The organism is Holdemania massiliensis AP2 (assembly GCF_000327285.1).
Classification (GTDB): Bacteria; Bacillota_I; Bacilli_A; order Erysipelotrichales; family Erysipelotrichaceae; genus Holdemania; species Holdemania massiliensis.
The window spans coordinates 46,804-64,022 of the sequence record NZ_HE998573.1 but is presented as its reverse complement, the minus strand read 5'-3'; the positions used below and the strand labels follow the sequence as shown (position 1 = coordinate 64,022).

Sequence of the window (17,219 nt, the reverse complement as noted above, 5' to 3'; positions counted from 1 at the left end):
AAATCGAAAAAACTTTAAAAAGTTGTTGACACTTTATTTTCTCCGTGGTATATTTATTAAGCATTCGATGGGAAACAGTTAATTGGGCCTGTAGCTCAGGTGGTTAGAGCGCACCCCTGATAAGGGTGAGGTCGTTGGTTCAAGTCCATTCAGGCCCACCATCGAATTTAAATATACATGGGGTATTAGCTCAGCTGGGAGAGCGCCTGCTTTGCACGCAGGAGGTCAACGGTTCGATCCCGTTATGCTCCACCATGATATGTTACTATTAGGATATCGCGATTTATAAAAGTCTATGTAAGGCTTTGAGCGATATCCTTTTTTTCTCCATAGTTGAGATAAAGTTGAATCGAAGATATCCTTGAATTTGATGGACTGTTCTTGGCTAAAAGCTCAGGTTCATTGATAAATGTGACGTAAATGCGGGGATGTACCAAATTTAATATCAAATTTCAAAGGTGGGAAAAGCGCTTTGATAAATTTTCATCATGAGATAAACGGGAGCTGAATATGAGCAGTGTATTAATCATAGAAGATGACAAAGAAATATGTCAAATATTAACTGATTTTTTGTGCAATTATAATTATGAAACTGAATGTTGTTTTTCTGGACTTAACGCATTGTCTGTTTTTAACCAGAAGTTCTTTGACTTAGTTATCTTAGATTTAATGCTTCCTTATGTCAGCGGGGAAGAAATACTGTGCGGAATAAGAAAGGTTTCCGATGTACCAATTCTGGTTGTATCCGCAAAAGATTTGGTACGCACAAAAGTAGAATTACTGCGGCTTGGCGCTGATGACTATATAACGAAGCCTTTCAACTTAGAAGAACTGCTGGCACGGATCGAACGCTGTTTAATCCGAAATCAGAAAACATTTCCGGGAATCCGGATTATCTGTGGAGAATTGGCATTAGATACGCAGTCAAAATCAGTTTTTATTCAAGAGAATCCTATTTCACTGACGGCTAAAGAATATCAAATTTTAGAATTGTTGATGAAATATCCCAATAAGGTTTTCTCTAAGCAAAATCTTTATGAAACTGTATGGAATGATGTTTTTGCACGAGATAATGATGTAATGAATACGCACATCAGTAATATTAGAAAAAAGCTGGGCAGCGAAGGGTGGCGTATAGAAACTGTATGGGGATTGGGGTATCGTTTCATCAAGAGCTGAACTTTAGGGAGTCTTTAGCTTTCTCTTAAGCTTTCCTTGACCTTTCTCTGCGATAATGAAGGACAGAAAGGGATGATAGGATGAATGAAATCATTTTTCAGACGAAAGACATTGTAAAAAGATACAAACATGTCAATGTACTGGATCGGATTAATATGACGGTGAAGCGCGGTGACATTTACGGATTGATCGGTGAGAACGGAGTGGGGAAAACAACCTTAATCCGCTTATTAACCGGACTGGCAAATCCTTCGGCCGGAGAGTTATTTCTGTTTGGACACCAAGGAAAGTCCATTGCAGGACAGCGTTCCCGAATGGGATGTATTATAGAAGGTCCGTCTTTGTATTCCGAGATGACGGCGATTGAAAATTTAGAAGTGCAGCGATTGCAGCGGGGAATTCCTGGTAAAGAGAATCTTGACCACGTTCTCGCTTTAGTTCATTTAGATCATGCCGGAAAGAAAAAAGTAAAGAATTTTTCTTTAGGAATGCGTCAGCGGCTTGCGTTGGCCATTGCCTTGTTAGGAACCCCTGAATTTCTGGTTTTGGATGAACCGATTAATGGATTAGATCCGGTCGGTATTTTAGAACTTAGAAATTTATTAAAAAGTTTGAATAAAGAAATGGGAATAACGATCTTGATTTCAAGTCATATTTTGTCAGAGCTGAATCAACTGGCAACGAAATATGGCATTTTGAGTCATGGAGAATTAATGCAGGAAATTGATGCGAAGGAATTAGAAAAACAATGTCAGAAGCATCTGTACCTAAAAGTGAGCGATGCGTCGAAAGTGGCTTCTTTATTAGAATTAGAGCTGCATACCCATAATTATAGAGTTTTGCCTGATAATTCTATCTGTCTATATGATTATCTTGATGCACCGGAACAAATTTCCGCGATGCTGGGAAGAAATGATATCACCTTATATCAGTTAACGTGCAAAGGCGAAGATTTAGAGAGCTACTATATGAAAATCATAGCGGGAGAAAAATCATGTTAAATTATTTAAAAGCGGAATTGTACCGGCTGGTGCATTCAAAATCATGGATCGGCTTTATTTTAGGCAGCGTGTTTATTTTGTTTTTATCCATGATTTTTGGTGAAATGACGATCATGGGATCGGGTGAAGGGATGCTTTTGGATATTGGCTTCCAAGCTAAAAGTTATTTATCTGCCGTAGAACCTACTTTTGAAACTGTTGCTCAGTCGTGTCTTGGATATACTGCTTTTTTCTGGTTGGTCAATGTTCTGTTTACGGCTACTTTTTTTAACAAAGAATATGAAGTGGGGACGATAAAATTGTCTGTTGCTTATGGGATTGATCGCCGGATTATTTATTTTTCAAAAGCGATGATCATCCTCGTTGTTTCGCTATTTATGTATTTTGCATTCATCCTGGGCTTTTTCATCTTAGAAACAATGCAGTCGGGATATTTGATGAGTTTGGCAGAATTCATGCAGCTTCTGCAATGGACTGTGATTAACGGCTTGGTTTTGTTGGCGATGAACTGCCTTGTCATCTTCTTATGCGGCTTAATCTCGAATATCAGCGTTGTAACAGGTGTCAGCTGTATTTATATATTCAGCGGTGCTTGCGTTTATCTGATGTCTTGGGCAAGCATGGAAACTCTATTTCCGCTATTGAGAGCTTATGTGTACGCAAACCCGATGTTTTACTGGATGAATATTTGCTCATCTAACATTACAAGAATTATAGATTATTTGCCTTGGTATTTATTAAGCAGCACATTACTGCTTATAATCGGGTGTATTCTTGTCAATCGGAAAGAAATTAAATAGAGGAAAAATCAATGTTCTGGATATTTATTTTAACACTTCTTTTTTTGATGATTTTTATTTTCAAGTTAGTTTGCTGGAAAAAACAGATTCGTAAAATAAATATTCAGCTGCAGGAAATTCTGAATGAGAAAACGCAAAAGTTTATAACGCTAACGTTGATGGATAAAAATCTGGAAAAGATGACAGTCATGATTAATGAGCTTGCCGAAAGAGGAAGAATAAGTATAGGGCAGGCACAGATAAAAGAGGAAAAACAGAAAGAGAATATATCATGTTTAACACATGACTTGCGGACTCCTTTAACTTCCATCCGAGGTTATTTAGAATTGATGCAAAATGCTTCCGATGAAAAGCGAGCGCAGTATATGGAAGCTTTGGTTGGAAAAGCGATACGTTTAGAACAGTTAATCAACGATTTTTATCAAATTTCACTGTTGGATGATAATGAAATTTCTTATAAAAAGGAAATGATTGAACTCAATAAACTGGTGACTGAGGTTATATTGGATAATCATTCTCTGTTTGAAAACAGAAAAATTATTCCGGAAATTCAGTTGGCAGAGGAAGACATTTTCTTAGATTCCGATAAAACGGCGCTGACGCGTATTTTTCAAAATCTTATTATTAATGCGATTCGCTCAACAGCCGGGAAACTAAGTATCCGTTTAATTACAAATGATCGTGAATTGAAAGTCAGTATTCAAAATTCGATGAAGGAAGACTTTTGCCTAGATTCGACAAAAATATTTGATCGGTTTTATTCAGGAGATATTTCCAGAGGGAATGGTAATTCAGGCCAGGGATTATATATTGTTAAGAAATTATTGGCACAATTAGGCTGCGAAGAACCGCGTGTCAACATAACAAAAGAATCATTTGAAATTATCGTTAATCTATCAAGCATTCGAACGCCAAACAATAGTTGAGTTCATCTCGGGAACCAATTCATTAATTTCAAAGAAAAATAAATTAGCAGGCCACAATGCAACAGTCAATTTATTTTCTGATTTTACATATTAATTCCACTAAGTTCTAAAAATTCACATTCTAGTCAACATGAACTTTATCTTCAAAATAATTATGTCTCTTTAATAAATGCATTTAATTTCAACTTAAGCAAGTTATATATTAGGAATATTTTAAAATTCAGTAATCCTAATAATTTCTCAAAGACATGATATGATTATCCGAACCGCATAATAGTGGTTCTTTTTTATGTTTCCTTTGACTGGGAAGTCTAATCCTGTCTTAAAGAACCGCAGAGTGTTCTGATGCTGCCTGTCGCTAAACCTATATAACCCTATATTTAAAACTTGAAATTCTGTCTTTGAAAATTGAAGTGTTGACAATATTCAAGATATTCTGTAATTTGAGGGGAAGAAGAATGCTGAGTCATAGACTCTAGGTAAGGCTAAAAAAACTTTATATAGTTAAGCGATATCCATTTTGAATGGATTGACTTTAAGCACGCTAATCATGATTTTACGCATAACAAGAACAGTTGAATGACTAAGGTTTGAAAACTGAATGAATAGAGGCGATATTCTGTGAAAAAAAGGTTTTTAATTGTTGCAGGGATTTTTGCTTTCGCAGCTCTCGCGTTTTACTTTGGTGCAAACTATTTAAACACAGCGGAAAGGAATAAAAATGAGTTTAGTGCGGAAAGACTTCATGTTGAATCAGAAAAGAATGATGCTGAAAACTGGATTCAGATCAACCATCGCATTAGAATAGACAAAACTCATCATGTTCGATTTAAGCTCAGCGTGCCGGAAGATTTTACGAGGTGGGAAGACCACGGGGAAAATTATCTGATGAAGAATCCTAACTTTGAAATAGAGGAGGGAAATCTTAAATTAGGGGTTAGCTATGCAACGTATAATAAGAAGGATAAACTGTATTATGTGGTTACTGACTTTGTTACCGATCAAAAATTCGTAAGTTATTTTGTGGAATGTGTTTTACGCATCAATGCGGATGATTTAATGGTTAGAATTGATCGGCTCAACATAGAACATTAGAGAAAATAATAAAGCGATGACAGAAAAAGTTTAACTGTCATCGCTTTTTAAATCGATCAGCAGTTTCGCTGCTCAGTCCGATTTCTATCGTTTCCAGACTTTATGCCGTGTGTTTACCGGCCGTTCCGCTTTTTTGCCAGGAGCCTTTGCCGGATCGGGAACCGTGACTTCGATCATGACCTGAACTTGCGGGTTTTCTTGTGCATAGGCGGTAATGACTGCTGTGCCGGTTTGAATGGCGGTGATGATGCCGGCTTCATCAACCGTAACCAAGACTTCATTACTGCTGCGGTAGATCCAGGTGAGCGGATTGGCGTTGTAGGGAATCGGCTCGATCTGAATCTGCCGGCTCTTGCCGCTGCGCAGCGACAGACTTTGCGACGGATTTTCAACGCCGGTGATCGGAATGCTGCGCGATCGAATATAGGCTCGTGCGATTTCATCAAGGCCGTTTCGCATGCGCCGAACTTCATTTTGAACAAGTTGTCGGTCAGAGTTTCGGGCATGTGTCGCACTGCCGTATTGATTAATCTTCATCTTTGGACGCTTGAGCGACTGGACCAGCTGAGTGATGGCGGTGCTGGTTTCACTGGATAGGCTCTGGAGCCACTTAGCTTTGTTGATATCGCGAATTCCCTGCTTCAATATTTTGTAGCGCGGTGATTCGTAGAAAACTTCGTCCGCAGTATCTCGCTCAGCAGGGTAGATCAGCCATGGATCCCCCGGCTCAAAGGTTCGATACGAAACATCAGTCAGCGGATCCTCCACCCAGCCATCCCAGGACCAGCGCAGAAATCCATCGACGCCCTGCTTCATTGAATACCACATTGTCCAGGCGGTATCCGCCATATCTGAAATCGTATAGGCACTGGGATATTGACCGGTACAGGTGTAAATTGTCGTCAATAAACCCTGCTCACGGCGATGCTGCGCAAGCTTCTGCATGGCTTTTGACTTATCCTGAACGTGAATCAGGCTGACGGAAATATCGTCAATTCGATCTAGGAACGAATAATCATCACCGCTGGAATAATTCATCGCCGATGAGATTTTAAAACTTTTTCCGGTGTCGCTGCGCAACCTTTCAATTAAATCCACGCAGGGCTGCAGCACCTCCATTTCCCGCTCATCCATGGAAATATAGGTGATATCAAACCAGCCCTTTTCAATTGTGTGCCGCATGAAATCCTCCAGAAACGCCGTCCAGGCTGCCGTCCATTCTTCGCTGCCCGGAACCAACGTTAAACGCAGATCCGTATCGCTAAGTTCATCATACACCGTTACGATATTGCCCCAGGGTGCGATGCTGTAAGCTTTGATCTGTCCGCGGTTGGCTGCTGGATCCAGCACGCCGGCCTGAATTGCCAGCTCGATCCACTGATCAAAATCGGTATAATCAAAACTGTACACACCCTCGGCAGTACGTGTCCAGCGAATCATCGACGGATCACTATCGTAGGACTGATGATTCCAGGCTTCTTCAACGATGGTGGCAATCACGCCCCGGCCGCCCATCTGCGCGTATTCCTGCAGCTGCGGAAGCAGAACCTTTTTATGTTCATCGCTGAAAGGCGCTGTTTGATAATATCGGGCTGTGGTGTAAGGATGCTGCCAAAGCTCAATCTGCGTTTCTCCCTCCCGGCTATCCGGGGCAGTCAGATCCAATACCTCAAAGGTCAATGTCAGCGTAATGGTTTTGCTTCCCGCAGCACGGACTTGAAAGGAACCGGTATAGGTTCCTGGAAATGCATCTTTGGGAATCGTCAGTGTGATCCAGGCGGATTTCAGCTGTTTCGCATCGAGCTGTGTGGCTCCGCCTTGATGAATGACGTCCGGATAAGCGATGACCGGAGCCTCGGGATCCGCGCTGCCGATGTTGGCCATCGTTTCATGCAGCCAGCGGATATCCGCGTTTTCTGCCGCGATGCGATGCGTTCCATTGACAAAATCACTGGCTTGAATTTCCAGCTGCCCGAGCGGTTGCCTACCCGCCCAGACGGTGATTTTCGCGTCCAGCACATCATTTTGCCAGACGGTGTCCGTCCATTGGTCCCGGCTTGTACGCCGCGCCGCTTTATAATCAGACTGCAGTGTGTGCTGATAAGGATTATCAAAATAAGCTCCCATGGTTAGGGTTTGCTCCGCCTGCGCTTTTTCCTGATCCTGCGGACGGAACGCTGTTGACGTTCTTTCTGCCTGAATCGCGGAGGGAGGAAGCAATCCAAAAAGCAAAGCGGCAAGGAAGAGATGTTTCATGGTCTTGGACAAACGGTTTTTCATGGGTTTCCTTTCTTCTGAATTTCCTGCGAACAGCAAGTATCATTTTTAACTAATTTCATTATATCAATAAATCACTTCTCTCCGCAGTTTAATTTATGAAGCTTCCCTTACAAGCTAAGCTTTGCTGTTTTAAATCGAAGTGATAAAAGTAAAATTCAGCGGATAGGAATAAGGAAATTCATACAGATTTGGAAGGATTGGGATTTTCCTTTTTTCCGATGTGCGGTACAATGAGAAAAAAGAAAGGGGTCAGTGAATGGAAGCCAAAGACAGACAATTTTATGTGCTGCTTTCAGCGTTATGCACAACTTATACGCAGTCGATTGATCAGCAGATCGCAAACTGGATTAATCCTCATTATTTAAAGGTTCTTGAATATATACGGAAACATGAAGGTGTAAAACCAGGTGAATTGGCGGAAGTTTTTCGCATGTCAAAATCCAATATCACAAAGATTGTCACCTATTTTGTGAACAATGATTTTGTTGAACGGGAGATCGAACAGAAGGACCGCCGCAGTCTACATTTAAAGACGACCGCTTATGGCCGGAAGGTTTGCCGGGAAGCGGATGCGATCATCATGCATTTTGCTGCGTTGATGGCCGAGGCCTTTGCGGATGAGGAGCGGGAACCGTTTATGCAGCGGCTGATTCTGGCCATGCAGAAGATCAACGCGGAATCCCATGTCATGCTCAAAGACGGCGATGATTTCTCCGACACCCGTTTCTAAATTGATTTCTTCCTTCTTTCTGCGCCAATATGCAGGCATGCTCCTGCAAAACAAAAAGGCTGGAAAACTGTGGGAAATAAGATAATCTTGGTGCTTTTTTTGCACTGTGGATTTCGTTACAATAAGCTTACCGGAAGTGAAAAGAAAGAGAGATCAGAGGATGATGAGTGAACAAGAAAAAATGTTGGCGGAGATGTTATATACCGCTCAGGATCCTGAACTTGTGGCGGCGCATCGGCGTGCCCTGCGTTTAACGCAGCGCTACAATGCAACAGGAGAAGACCAGGCTGAGGAGCGGGAAGCGCTGATCCAGGAGCTCTTGGGGAGTTTTGGTGAAGATGGGGTAATTATGCCGCCCTTTCGCTGCGATTACGGCAGCCAGATCGAAATCGGCGATCATTTCTTCGCTAATTATGACTGTCTGTTTCTGGATGTCTGCTCGATTACCATCGGCAATCATGTCATGCTGGGACCGCGGGTTTGTCTGTATACCGCAGCTCATCCGCTCAGCCGTGAAGTGCGGGATACCGGACTGGAATACGGCAAGCCGATCACAATCGGCAATTCTGTCTGGATCGGCGGCAATGTGATCGTGAATCCGGGAGTTACGATTGGCAATGAGGTAGTGATCGGAGCCGGATCGGTCGTGACCCATGATCTGCCTGACGGCGTCATCGCAGCCGGCAATCCATGCCGGGTGCTGCGCAGAATCAGTGATGAAGACCGAAAGTTTTGGCTTGCGCGCCAACAGGAATGGCAGTCGCGCTGAGGGATCAAATACAACCGTACCCAAGGAAACAGAGCTGGGATAGGGAAGCGCTTGGGGTTTTTCCTTGACAAGCCGGCGGCAAAAGCGTAAACTAACTCAGGATCAGGATGAAGCGCGGATTGTAGCGTCATCTTGAAGAAAAAGGAATCAAAAAATCAGTGAGGCAAAACCACTCTAAAAAACACAGAGTGGTTTTTTATTTTGAAGGAGGACTTAGGAATGGAAAATAAAATGGGGACGATGCCGATGAAGAAACTGTTGGCGACGATGTCGCTGCCGATCATGCTTTCAATGTTGATCCAGGCTTGCTACAACATTGTCGACAGTATGTTTGTCGCACGCTATTCACAAGAAGCGCTGGCGGCCGTGTCGCTGGCCTTTCCGATCCAGATGCTGATCATCGCGGTTTCCGTGGGCACAGCGGTCGGGGTCAATTCCCTGCTTTCCCGGCGTTTGGGAGAGGGCAGAATGGAGGAAGTCAATAAAGCGGCGCAGCATGGGATTCTGTTAGCCTTGATCAGCGCGGCGGTGTTTGCGGTCTTTGGTCTGAGTGCGGCCAGAGCCTTTGCGAATCTGTTTACGACGTCTGCCGACATCGCTTCCCAAGCGGCCTTGTATATTGGAATCGTAACGGTATTCTGCTTCGGCGTGTTTGTGCAGATCGTCATGGAAAGAATTATGCAGGCAACCGGAAATGCGGTCTACAACATGGTTATGCAGGGAATCGGGGCTCTGGTCAACATCATCCTCGATCCGATCTTAATCTTCGGCTTCTTCGGCTTTCCCGCGATGGGAATTCTGGGGGCAGCGATCGCGACGGTAAGCGGACAGATCCTGGCGATGGTTCTGGGTGCGTGGATTATTCATAAACAGATTCCGTTTATTCATCTGGGAGTGAAAGGATTTTCGTTTTCCTGGGATATCTGCCGTCAGATTTATTCGGTGGGCTTTCCGGCGATCATCATGCAGTCGGTTGCTTCGGTGATGACGCTGGGAATGAATATGATTCTGCTGCCTTATTCAGAGCTGGCGATTTCGGTTTACAGCGTTTATGCCAAGCTGCAGCAGTTTATCTTCATGCCGGTCCTGGGCATGAACAGCGCGCTGATCGCGATTGTGGGTTACAATTTTGGGGCGCAGAAAAAACAGCGGATCAATCAGGCAGCCCGATATTCTTTGATCGCTGCGGTCCTGATCATGGCCTTGGGAACAGTGCTGTTTCAGCTGGCACCGAAATGGCTGTTAGGCATGTTTAATGCTTCCGAAGAAATGCTGGCGATCGGCATTCCGGCATTAAAAACAATTTCCCTGTCCTTTGTTTTTGCCGGGGTTTCGATTGTGCTCTGTTCGATTTTTCAGGCGCTGGATGACGGAATGCTTTCTCTGTGGGTTTCTCTGGGCCGCCAGCTGATCTTGGTGTTGCCGCTGGCCTGGCTGCTTTCTCAATGGGGTGGGCTGAATGTGCTGTGGCTGGCTTTTGTCATCTCCGAAGGGCTGTGTATGCTTTTCAGTATTGGCGCTTACCGCAGAGTAAAGCTGCGGCAGATTGATGTGCTGGCAGACTGAACACTTTATCCGCAGCGGATCTTTTACCGAGGGATCAGACAGGAAATTATTTCTGATCAAGAATAAACTAATTAACCAGATAAACAAAAAACGCTGACCGCCTTACAGGTCTGAGGATTCAGATCCGAGGCAGATCAACGTTTTTTTATGATATCACTGACGTCCAACATAGGCTTCCGTGCCTTTTCTACATTAAAATCAAGCTTCTGTTCATAAGGTTGAGGCTGGAAGGCCGGAGTGAGCGGTGAACTGGAAATGGGTGAATGCCAACTTAAATGAAGATCCGCGGCATCCGACCGCGCAGTAAACTCAAGGTTTCCGGGACAATCGTTCCAGTTCTGTCCGCAATTTCCAATGCTGAAATCGACTGGGTTCCCTGCGTTCCGATCACGATGACTTCCTCGCCGATCACTGCGGGCAGTGAACCAATATCGACGAAGCACTGATCCATGCACATCGCCCCGACCAGTGGACAACGCTGTCCGTGAATCAGGACTTCAACGCCCTGAAAGGATGAACTGCGAAGCAGCCCGTCGGAGTAACCGATCGAAAGAATCGCTGCTGTGGTATCCTGAGGGGCAGACCAGACATGATTGTATCCTGCGCCTTCCCCTTTTTTCAAGGAACGCAGCGCCGCGATGCGGGTGTGGACAGAAGCCACCGGCCGTAAGTCCAGCTTGGTTTGGGAGCGATGATCGGCAATGCAGCCAAACAAGGCGATGCCGCAGCGGACCAGATCGCAGCGCAGTTCAGGATAATTGAGGAAGCCGTAGCTGCCCTGCAGATGGACGCGCCCCGGATCAATGCCCCGGTGTTTCAGGCCGTCGATGGCGGCAAAGAACCGCTCGATCTGAGCCTGAGTGTGAACTTGAGCCTCAGGGCTGAGGTTGTCGGCCTCATACAGATGGGAATACGTCCCGGTAATCTTGATGTTGGGCAGCTGATAATACCGTGCCAGAGCATCCAGATCCTGCGCAGCTTCACCCAAACGATGCATGCCGGTATCGACCGGAAGATGGGCTGTGATCGGATAACCCGTTTGACTGAGCTGGCAGGCCTGCTGGTAGCTGGTCAAAGTCAGTGATAGTTTCAGCTCAGATACTTCCTGCGCGCGGCAGGCGGGAACATACCCCAGGATCAGAATTTCAGCATCCGGATTGAGATCGCGGATCACCTTGGCTTCCTCCATTGTCGCCACTGCGAAATGGTCTACACCCTGGCGGCTTAGAAACTGAGCGATCGGTGCCAGACCATGACCATACGCATTGGCCTTCAGCACGGCCATGATTTTCTGTTTGTCTGTCATAGCTTTTTCCAGCGTGATGAGGTTATGCCGCAAAGCGGCGCTGTCAAGTTCTACCCAGGCTCGATCCTTGCCGATAGCCACAGGGGCGGGATCCAGCGCCTGAACGATCAGCCGCGTCGTTTCATCTAGCAGCGAACCGGCGGCTCCGTCATCGACGGTTGATGAAACAGACTGCGTCCACAAAGCCCAGTGCTGCTGTCCGTCAAAATAAAGATAAGGATGTGAAGGGGAACAAGTCCGAAGGAATTCGGCGTATTCCTCCAGTACCCAATCCTTTTCGTTCATGATCTGCGCATGCAGAGGCCCGACATAACGATAGTGCCACGGTTCTTCGCTGATGCCGGTTATTTTCGTTTTCTGTTTGGGATAACGCAGGATAAAGCCAAACCGGGCGGCGCAGGCGTGCATCTTCTCAGCCAGCGGGCCAGAGAAGTCCGGACAGATCAGATCCTGATCCTTTCCGGCGATCCCCAGATCAATGGCCAATCCCGTATGGTGCTCGCTGGCGCGGACTTCGGCGACAAACTGATGGGCATAATCCCAGCCCCGTTCAGCTTCTGTTTCCTTCATGATTATGTGTTGTTGGGCATAACTGCGCCAGCCGCTGACGAAGGTCACTTCCTGCTCGCCGCCGCAGGCACTGATCCAGGCGTTTAACGCGCGGGCACAGACCGGCTGCAGCTGAGTCTGATGATCGATCCAAACCAACTCTTTAGTCCACAGCGACTCCTCGTGCGGAAGCTGATGTTCACGGTTAACCAACCTTACGCAGTCCATGTCGCAGACCTCCGCAAAGCCTCGTCGATAAGCGTGTCCAAAATCATTTCAAAGGTGATCCCGGCTTGTCCCATCATCCGCGGATAGCGGCTGGTCGCTGTCATCCCCGGCAGCGTGTTGATCTCATTGAAGACGATGCGCTGATCACCGGTGAGGAAACAATCGACCCGCACCAAACCATGACAATGGTGAATCTCCCAGAGCTTGAGCGCCATGCGGCGCATTTGTTCTGAGATAAAATCCGGCAGCGGCGCGGGACATTCGACCTCAGCATGCGTATCGACGTATTTTTCTTCATAATCGAAGAAGTCACTGTTGAGATGAATGCGGTCAACAGCCCCCAAAACCAGCCCCTCTGCCGTTTCCAGCACGGAACAGCCGATTTCTTCGCCCACAACGGCTTCCTCGATCAAAATCCGTGAGTCATGCTTTGCGGCTGCGGCACAGGCGCTGTCCAGTTCTTTCCAGGTGGTGATTTTGGTGATGCCGATCGACGATCCGCCGCGCGCCGGCTTGACGAAGCAGGGCAGCTTCAGACGCTGAATCTGACTCCGTTTCTGATCCAATTCCGCGCTGTTGAAGACCTGAAACGGACTGACTTCGATCCCGTGCTGCTGAGCTAACTGATGGCTGAGCGCTTTGTCCATGCCGAGCAAAGAAGCATCCAGGCCGCAGCCGACAAACGGAATGTGAAAGAGCTCAAACATCCCCTGCAGGCTGCCGTCTTCACCGTTGCGGCCGTGCAGTACCGGGAAAAAGACATCGACGTCAATCGGTTGGTTCGATGCTGTTTTTAACTCAAAGCGGCTGCGCGCCAAAGTCAGCTGCAGACGCTGGTTTTCAGGCTGATGCCATTGATCCGCTTCGATTTCTGCGGGTGAAGCCGAAGTTAAAAACCAATCTCCCTGCCGATCAATTCCAATCTGAATCATTTCATAGCGCTGCGGATCCAGGGCCCGCAGGACGCCGGCCGCCGAATGCAGAGAAACGCTGTATTCATCACTGCAGCCGCCGAATAAGACCGCGACTTTTATTTTTTTTGTCATCCTTCATCCTCCTCGATGATTTCCGTGTCCGGACTCAGCGGATAATCGATCCGGCTGCGGCTGGTGTAGCACGCTTCCTGCCGGACAACCTCGCCGCTTTCAGCATCATAAAGCGTGCGGCTGATTTGCTGGGTGCGGAAGATCTTTCCCTTTTTGCGCGAGTAAATCAGTTCTGAACCTAGAACTTCATAACGATACTGCGGCGGCTGCCCGCACCGAAACTGAGCGTGTACGGATGCTTCATCAAAATCCAAAATCAGCTGAAACGGCATGTCGGTGTCGTTGCGGAATTTCAGATCACTCCATCCCTCCTGAATCGTGGCGTCAATCCCCGCCGGCATTTCGGCATTGGGATTGGCAGGCAGGGAAATGACGAGATGCGGATGCTTTTCAATCACCGTCAGCGGCGTATGCAGAACCATCCAGTACAGCAGCTCGCTCATAAAGCACAAGCCTCCGCCATGCACGGGAACGATCTTGCCGTCATGCAGGCCCAAGCCTGGAAGATAGGGATCATCATGATCCGCGCCCTGGGCCAGCTGCCAGAAGGAAAACACTTCCCCCGGTTCAATGATCAGCTGCTGCATTCGGCGCGATACCACTTTCAGGTTGTGCGCTTTGTTGTATTGATATTGGATATCGTACCCGCTGTCAGGGTTGATTAAACCCTGAGTACATTCATATTGAAGATACGGCAGCCGGTTCTCGGCCTGATGACGGGCATAACGATGCCCATCATGCTTCATTTTCTGATAAAAACACCAAATCTTCTGCTTTCTGCGCAGCGGCAGCAGAAAGGGCAGAAATTCGGTTACACGACGTCGGCTCATACTTTCACTCTCCTTGAAGTTTCCCTTATTATGGCACAGTAAAATGACTCTCCCATGGGGATTTGGGTGACTTGTTTGTCACTTTCAGTATAAAAGGAAAAGATCTTAAGTTCTTTACTTCCTGATGACGCTTTGTGAAGGTCTATGACACGTTTCTTAAGAAACGATGACATTCTGCCAGTGCGGGGATGATCGTCCTATTTCGCTCCTTGTTGTGGTACAATGAAGACAATCGAATTTGAAGGAGGAAGATTCATGAATTATCCGCAATGGAAAAAATCAAACTGGTCTGAAACACGATTCGGCGTCACGATGAAGGATGAGTATATCGGTCTGGAACAGCCGAAGGATCCGGAAGTGCTGAAATGGGTGGCTGAAGAAAATACCCTGACCGATCAGTTTTTCTCAACCCTGCCCGGCTATGCCGAGAAAAAAGAACAGCTGCAGGCCCGGCCGTTTTATGCCAGCTATTCGGCGCTGACAGAAACCGATGAAGGTTATTGGGCAACCCGTGCCAACAAGGACGGAACGCGGACGCTGGTCGTTCTGGATCAAAATTTTAAGGAAATCCGCGAGGTTGATCTCAGCCTGATTCCGGATACGATCACCGTGTTTACGGCGAATCCGTCATTTGCGGATCCCAATCTGATTTATTATACCGGACTGGAAGACGGCGCGGGGCGTCCATGCGTGCTGGTCGTGGATCAGAAAGCGAATAAACTGATCCGCAAACTGGACGGAATTTTCTATTCGTTATGGGATAAAACAGGCCGGCGGATTTTGTATTCCGACGCGGATGCGGATCCGGAAAAAGGTCTGAATGTCAATCATGTCCGCTGCTATGACTGTGACAAGGATGAAATCCAGACGTGTTTTGATTATCATGAAAACGCCGTGCTGGTGCGTTTGGCCAGCTCCGCGGATGGGGAAACCGTGATTGCGGAAGTGATGGAAAACTATGCCGATACGGTCATCTTTGTGCAGCAGGATAACGGCGAGTTTAGCTCTGTCAGCCAGGATTTAAAAGGAGCGTTTACCTATGTCGATACGCTGGGGGATGAATTGATCTTCTTAACTCAGTCCGAAGCGCCGATGGGCCGTTTGATCGCCGTGAAGCAAGGGCAGACGCTGGCGGAAGGCCGGACGTTTGTCGCGGAATGCGCAATGAAGCTGGAAGATGCCATCCGTCATGGCGATCAGCTGGTGCTGTTTTACCTCAACGATGCCGCTTCCTTAGTCCGAGTCGTCGATAAGTCGGGAGCCTTCTGTTGCGATCTGCCGCTGCCAAGCCCATGGGGCGCCTGCACGCTGGCGATGCAGAATGCCCGCGCAATCCGTAAAACAGAATCCCTGATTTTGGAATTTGAATCTTTTGTGCATTCGCCGATGCTGCTGAAGCTGACCGGCGATCAGCTGGAGGTGCTGTATCAGCCGAATCCGCAGAGCGCCGATGCGATTGAGGTCCGGCAGATTTTCACGGAAGCGGCCGACGGCGAGCGCATTCCAGCCTTTGTCGTCATGCCGAAGGGACTGCAGAAAACCGGCAAAACGCCGACCTTGATGTATGGCTACGGCGGGTATAACAATGCGATTCTGCCTTCCTACAATAATCCGTTTGTCGATCTGGACATTGTGGACTGGGTCAGCCAGGGACGAATTTATGTGAGCATCAACCTGCGCGGGGGCAGTGAATACGGTACGCGCTGGCATGAAGGCGGAAGTCTGGCGAACAAGAAAAACTGCTTTACCGATTTCATCGCCACCGCTGAGCGTATCCAGCAGGAAGGCTGGACCTGTCCTGCCAAAACCGCGATCTGCGGCGGCTCAAACGGCGGTCTGCTGATGTGCGCGCTTCTGACGATGCGTCCGGATCTGTGGGGCTGCGTGATCGCCTCGGTGCCGCATACCGATATGATCCGTTTCCGCAATGATGACCGCGGTCCGATGTATATCACGGAATACGGCGATCCGATGGATCCGAATCTGTTCCCGCTCATGCTTTCCTATTCGCCTTATCACAACATTCAGCCGATTGCTTATCCGGCGACTTACATTCAGACCGGCGAATGCGATAATAACGTTCCGCCGTATCACGGCAAGAAAATGGCAGCGAAACTGCAGGAGAACAACCAGAGCGAACATCCGGTGCTGCTGCGGGTTCTGGCGCTGGGCAGCCATGACCGCGGCAAGGGCGAAGCTCATCTGAAAACCATTGCGGAAATGCAGAGCTATATCGACTGGGCCTTGGGTGAGGTTCAGGAATGATTACCGTCTATCTCGTCGGCCCCTTGTTTACTGAGGCCGATCAGCGCCAACGGCGCTTGGAAGGGGAACGGCTGCGCCGTGAACTCACAGCCCGCCAACTTGAGTATCAGCTGATCAGTCCGATCGATCTGCCGCTCAATGAAGGCGGCGCTTCTACACCGGAAGCAATTTTTGAGGCAGACTATCATTATCAGTGCGAAGCAACGCATGTGTTTTTCGATCTGGCCAATGAGGATACCGGCAGTCATATGGCGCTGGGGATTCTGTTGGAGAAAAAACTGAGCGGCAAGCCGATTCATTTATACCCGGTTTATTCCGACAGCCGGATCGGCCGGAATCAGGCGGCAGGGTTAGACTGTCCAATCGGCTACAACGCCTTTGTGATCGGCGGTTTAAAAGCGAATACCATCCCGGTCTATTTCAGCTTTGATCAGGCCTGCGATCAGTTCCTAAAGGATCTGGAAACCCCAGGCTGATCTTTGATGTCCATTAAAAATGATGTTTTCAGATAAAATGAACGTATTGAACTCTGTAAAAAGCGCAGCTTTCCATGATTCATCTGGATCCGCTGCGTTTTTTTCTGTGGGTCTGCAGAAGGAAGGATGAACTTCTTGAGAAAGTATGTTAAACTGATACCATTGATTTAAAA

14 protein-coding genes and 2 tRNA genes are annotated in these 17,219 nt (G+C 47.2%); 12 read left to right on the top strand and 4 right to left on the bottom strand.

Annotated elements, in window-relative coordinates; genetic code table 11:
• The first annotated feature begins 84 nt into the window (after positions 1-84).
• The 7 genes from BN162_RS17380 to BN162_RS17350 all read left to right on the top strand — a co-directional run bounded on the left by BN162_RS17380 (position 85) and on the right by BN162_RS17350 (position 5,001).
• Positions 85-161 (top strand) — tRNA-Ile (locus BN162_RS17380).
• An 18-nt stretch (positions 162-179) separates the two neighbouring features.
• A tRNA-Ala gene (locus BN162_RS17375) sits at positions 180-255 on the top strand.
• A 255-nt stretch (positions 256-510) separates the two neighbouring features.
• A complete protein-coding gene (locus tag BN162_RS17370; protein WP_020226414.1) occupies positions 511-1,179 on the top strand; it encodes a response regulator transcription factor in 669 nt (222 codons plus the stop codon).
• A gap of 80 nt (positions 1,180-1,259) precedes the next feature.
• Positions 1,260-2,180, top strand: a complete 921-nt coding sequence (locus tag BN162_RS17365) for an ATP-binding cassette domain-containing protein (RefSeq protein ID WP_020226413.1) — start codon at positions 1,260-1,262, stop codon at positions 2,178-2,180.
• Entirely contained in the window at positions 2,174-2,980 is an 807-nt protein-coding gene (locus BN162_RS17360; protein ID WP_020226412.1) for an ABC transporter permease, read from the top strand. The genes BN162_RS17365 and BN162_RS17360 overlap by 7 nt, the downstream gene beginning before the upstream one ends.
• 11 nt (positions 2,981-2,991) lie before the next feature.
• Positions 2,992-3,906, top strand: coding sequence for a sensor histidine kinase (locus BN162_RS17355; RefSeq protein ID WP_020226411.1), 915 nt, complete (start codon positions 2,992-2,994; stop codon positions 3,904-3,906).
• 621 nt (positions 3,907-4,527) lie between these two features.
• Positions 4,528-5,001 carry a hypothetical protein gene (locus tag BN162_RS17350; protein ID WP_020226410.1) on the top strand — a complete coding sequence of 158 codons (474 nt, stop codon included), beginning with the start codon at positions 4,528-4,530 and terminating at the stop codon, positions 4,999-5,001.
• 84 nt (positions 5,002-5,085) lie between these two features.
• On the opposite strand, the gene BN162_RS17345 is transcribed toward BN162_RS17350, so the two are convergent.
• The gene (locus tag BN162_RS17345) at positions 5,086-7,281 is read right to left on the bottom strand and encodes a glycoside hydrolase domain-containing protein (RefSeq protein WP_020226409.1); all 2,196 of its coding nucleotides are present in this window, start codon (positions 7,279-7,281) and stop codon (positions 5,086-5,088) included.
• Positions 7,282-7,537: 256 nt separating this feature from the next.
• Between BN162_RS17345 and BN162_RS17340 the strand changes: the two genes are divergently transcribed.
• The 3 genes from BN162_RS17340 (at position 7,538) to BN162_RS17330 (ending at position 10,346) form a co-directional block, all read left to right on the top strand.
• A complete protein-coding gene (locus BN162_RS17340) occupies positions 7,538-8,011 on the top strand; it encodes a MarR family winged helix-turn-helix transcriptional regulator (protein WP_020226408.1) in 474 nt (157 codons plus the stop codon).
• Between the two features lie 160 nt (positions 8,012-8,171).
• Positions 8,172-8,780 (top strand): sugar O-acetyltransferase, encoded by a 609-nt coding sequence (locus BN162_RS17335; RefSeq protein WP_020226407.1) that lies wholly within the window; start codon positions 8,172-8,174, stop codon positions 8,778-8,780.
• Positions 8,781-8,999: 219 nt separating this feature from the next.
• Complete coding sequence (locus tag BN162_RS17330; protein ID WP_020226406.1) at positions 9,000-10,346, top strand: MATE family efflux transporter; 1,347 nt, start codon at positions 9,000-9,002, stop codon at positions 10,344-10,346.
• Positions 10,347-10,617: 271 nt separating this feature from the next.
• Here the strand turns inward: BN162_RS17330 and alr are convergent, their stop codons facing one another.
• From alr to vanW, 3 genes are read right to left on the bottom strand one after another with little or no spacing between them, the layout of a single operon-like run.
• On the bottom strand, positions 10,618-12,429 hold the full coding sequence (gene alr / locus BN162_RS18215; RefSeq protein WP_020226405.1) for an alanine racemase: 1,812 nt from the start codon (positions 12,427-12,429) through the stop codon (positions 10,618-10,620).
• Positions 12,417-13,475 carry a D-alanine--D-alanine ligase family protein gene (locus BN162_RS17320; RefSeq protein ID WP_020226404.1) on the bottom strand — a complete coding sequence of 353 codons (1,059 nt, stop codon included), beginning with the start codon at positions 13,473-13,475 and terminating at the stop codon, positions 12,417-12,419. Before BN162_RS17320 ends, alr begins: the two co-directional genes overlap by 13 nt.
• Positions 13,472-14,305, bottom strand: coding sequence for a glycopeptide resistance accessory protein VanW (gene vanW, locus BN162_RS17315; protein ID WP_020226403.1), 834 nt, complete (start codon positions 14,303-14,305; stop codon positions 13,472-13,474). The genes BN162_RS17320 and vanW overlap by 4 nt, the downstream gene beginning before the upstream one ends.
• A gap of 255 nt (positions 14,306-14,560) precedes the next feature.
• Here vanW and BN162_RS18210 point away from each other — a divergent pair, with 255 nt between their 5' ends.
• Together BN162_RS18210 and BN162_RS17305 are read left to right on the top strand one after the other, a co-directional pair.
• Positions 14,561-16,570, top strand: coding sequence for a prolyl oligopeptidase family serine peptidase (locus tag BN162_RS18210; protein WP_020226402.1), 2,010 nt, complete (start codon positions 14,561-14,563; stop codon positions 16,568-16,570).
• Complete coding sequence (locus BN162_RS17305; protein WP_020226401.1) at positions 16,567-17,046, top strand: hypothetical protein; 480 nt, start codon at positions 16,567-16,569, stop codon at positions 17,044-17,046. The genes BN162_RS18210 and BN162_RS17305 overlap by 4 nt, the downstream gene beginning before the upstream one ends.
• Positions 17,047-17,219 lie beyond the last annotated feature (173 nt).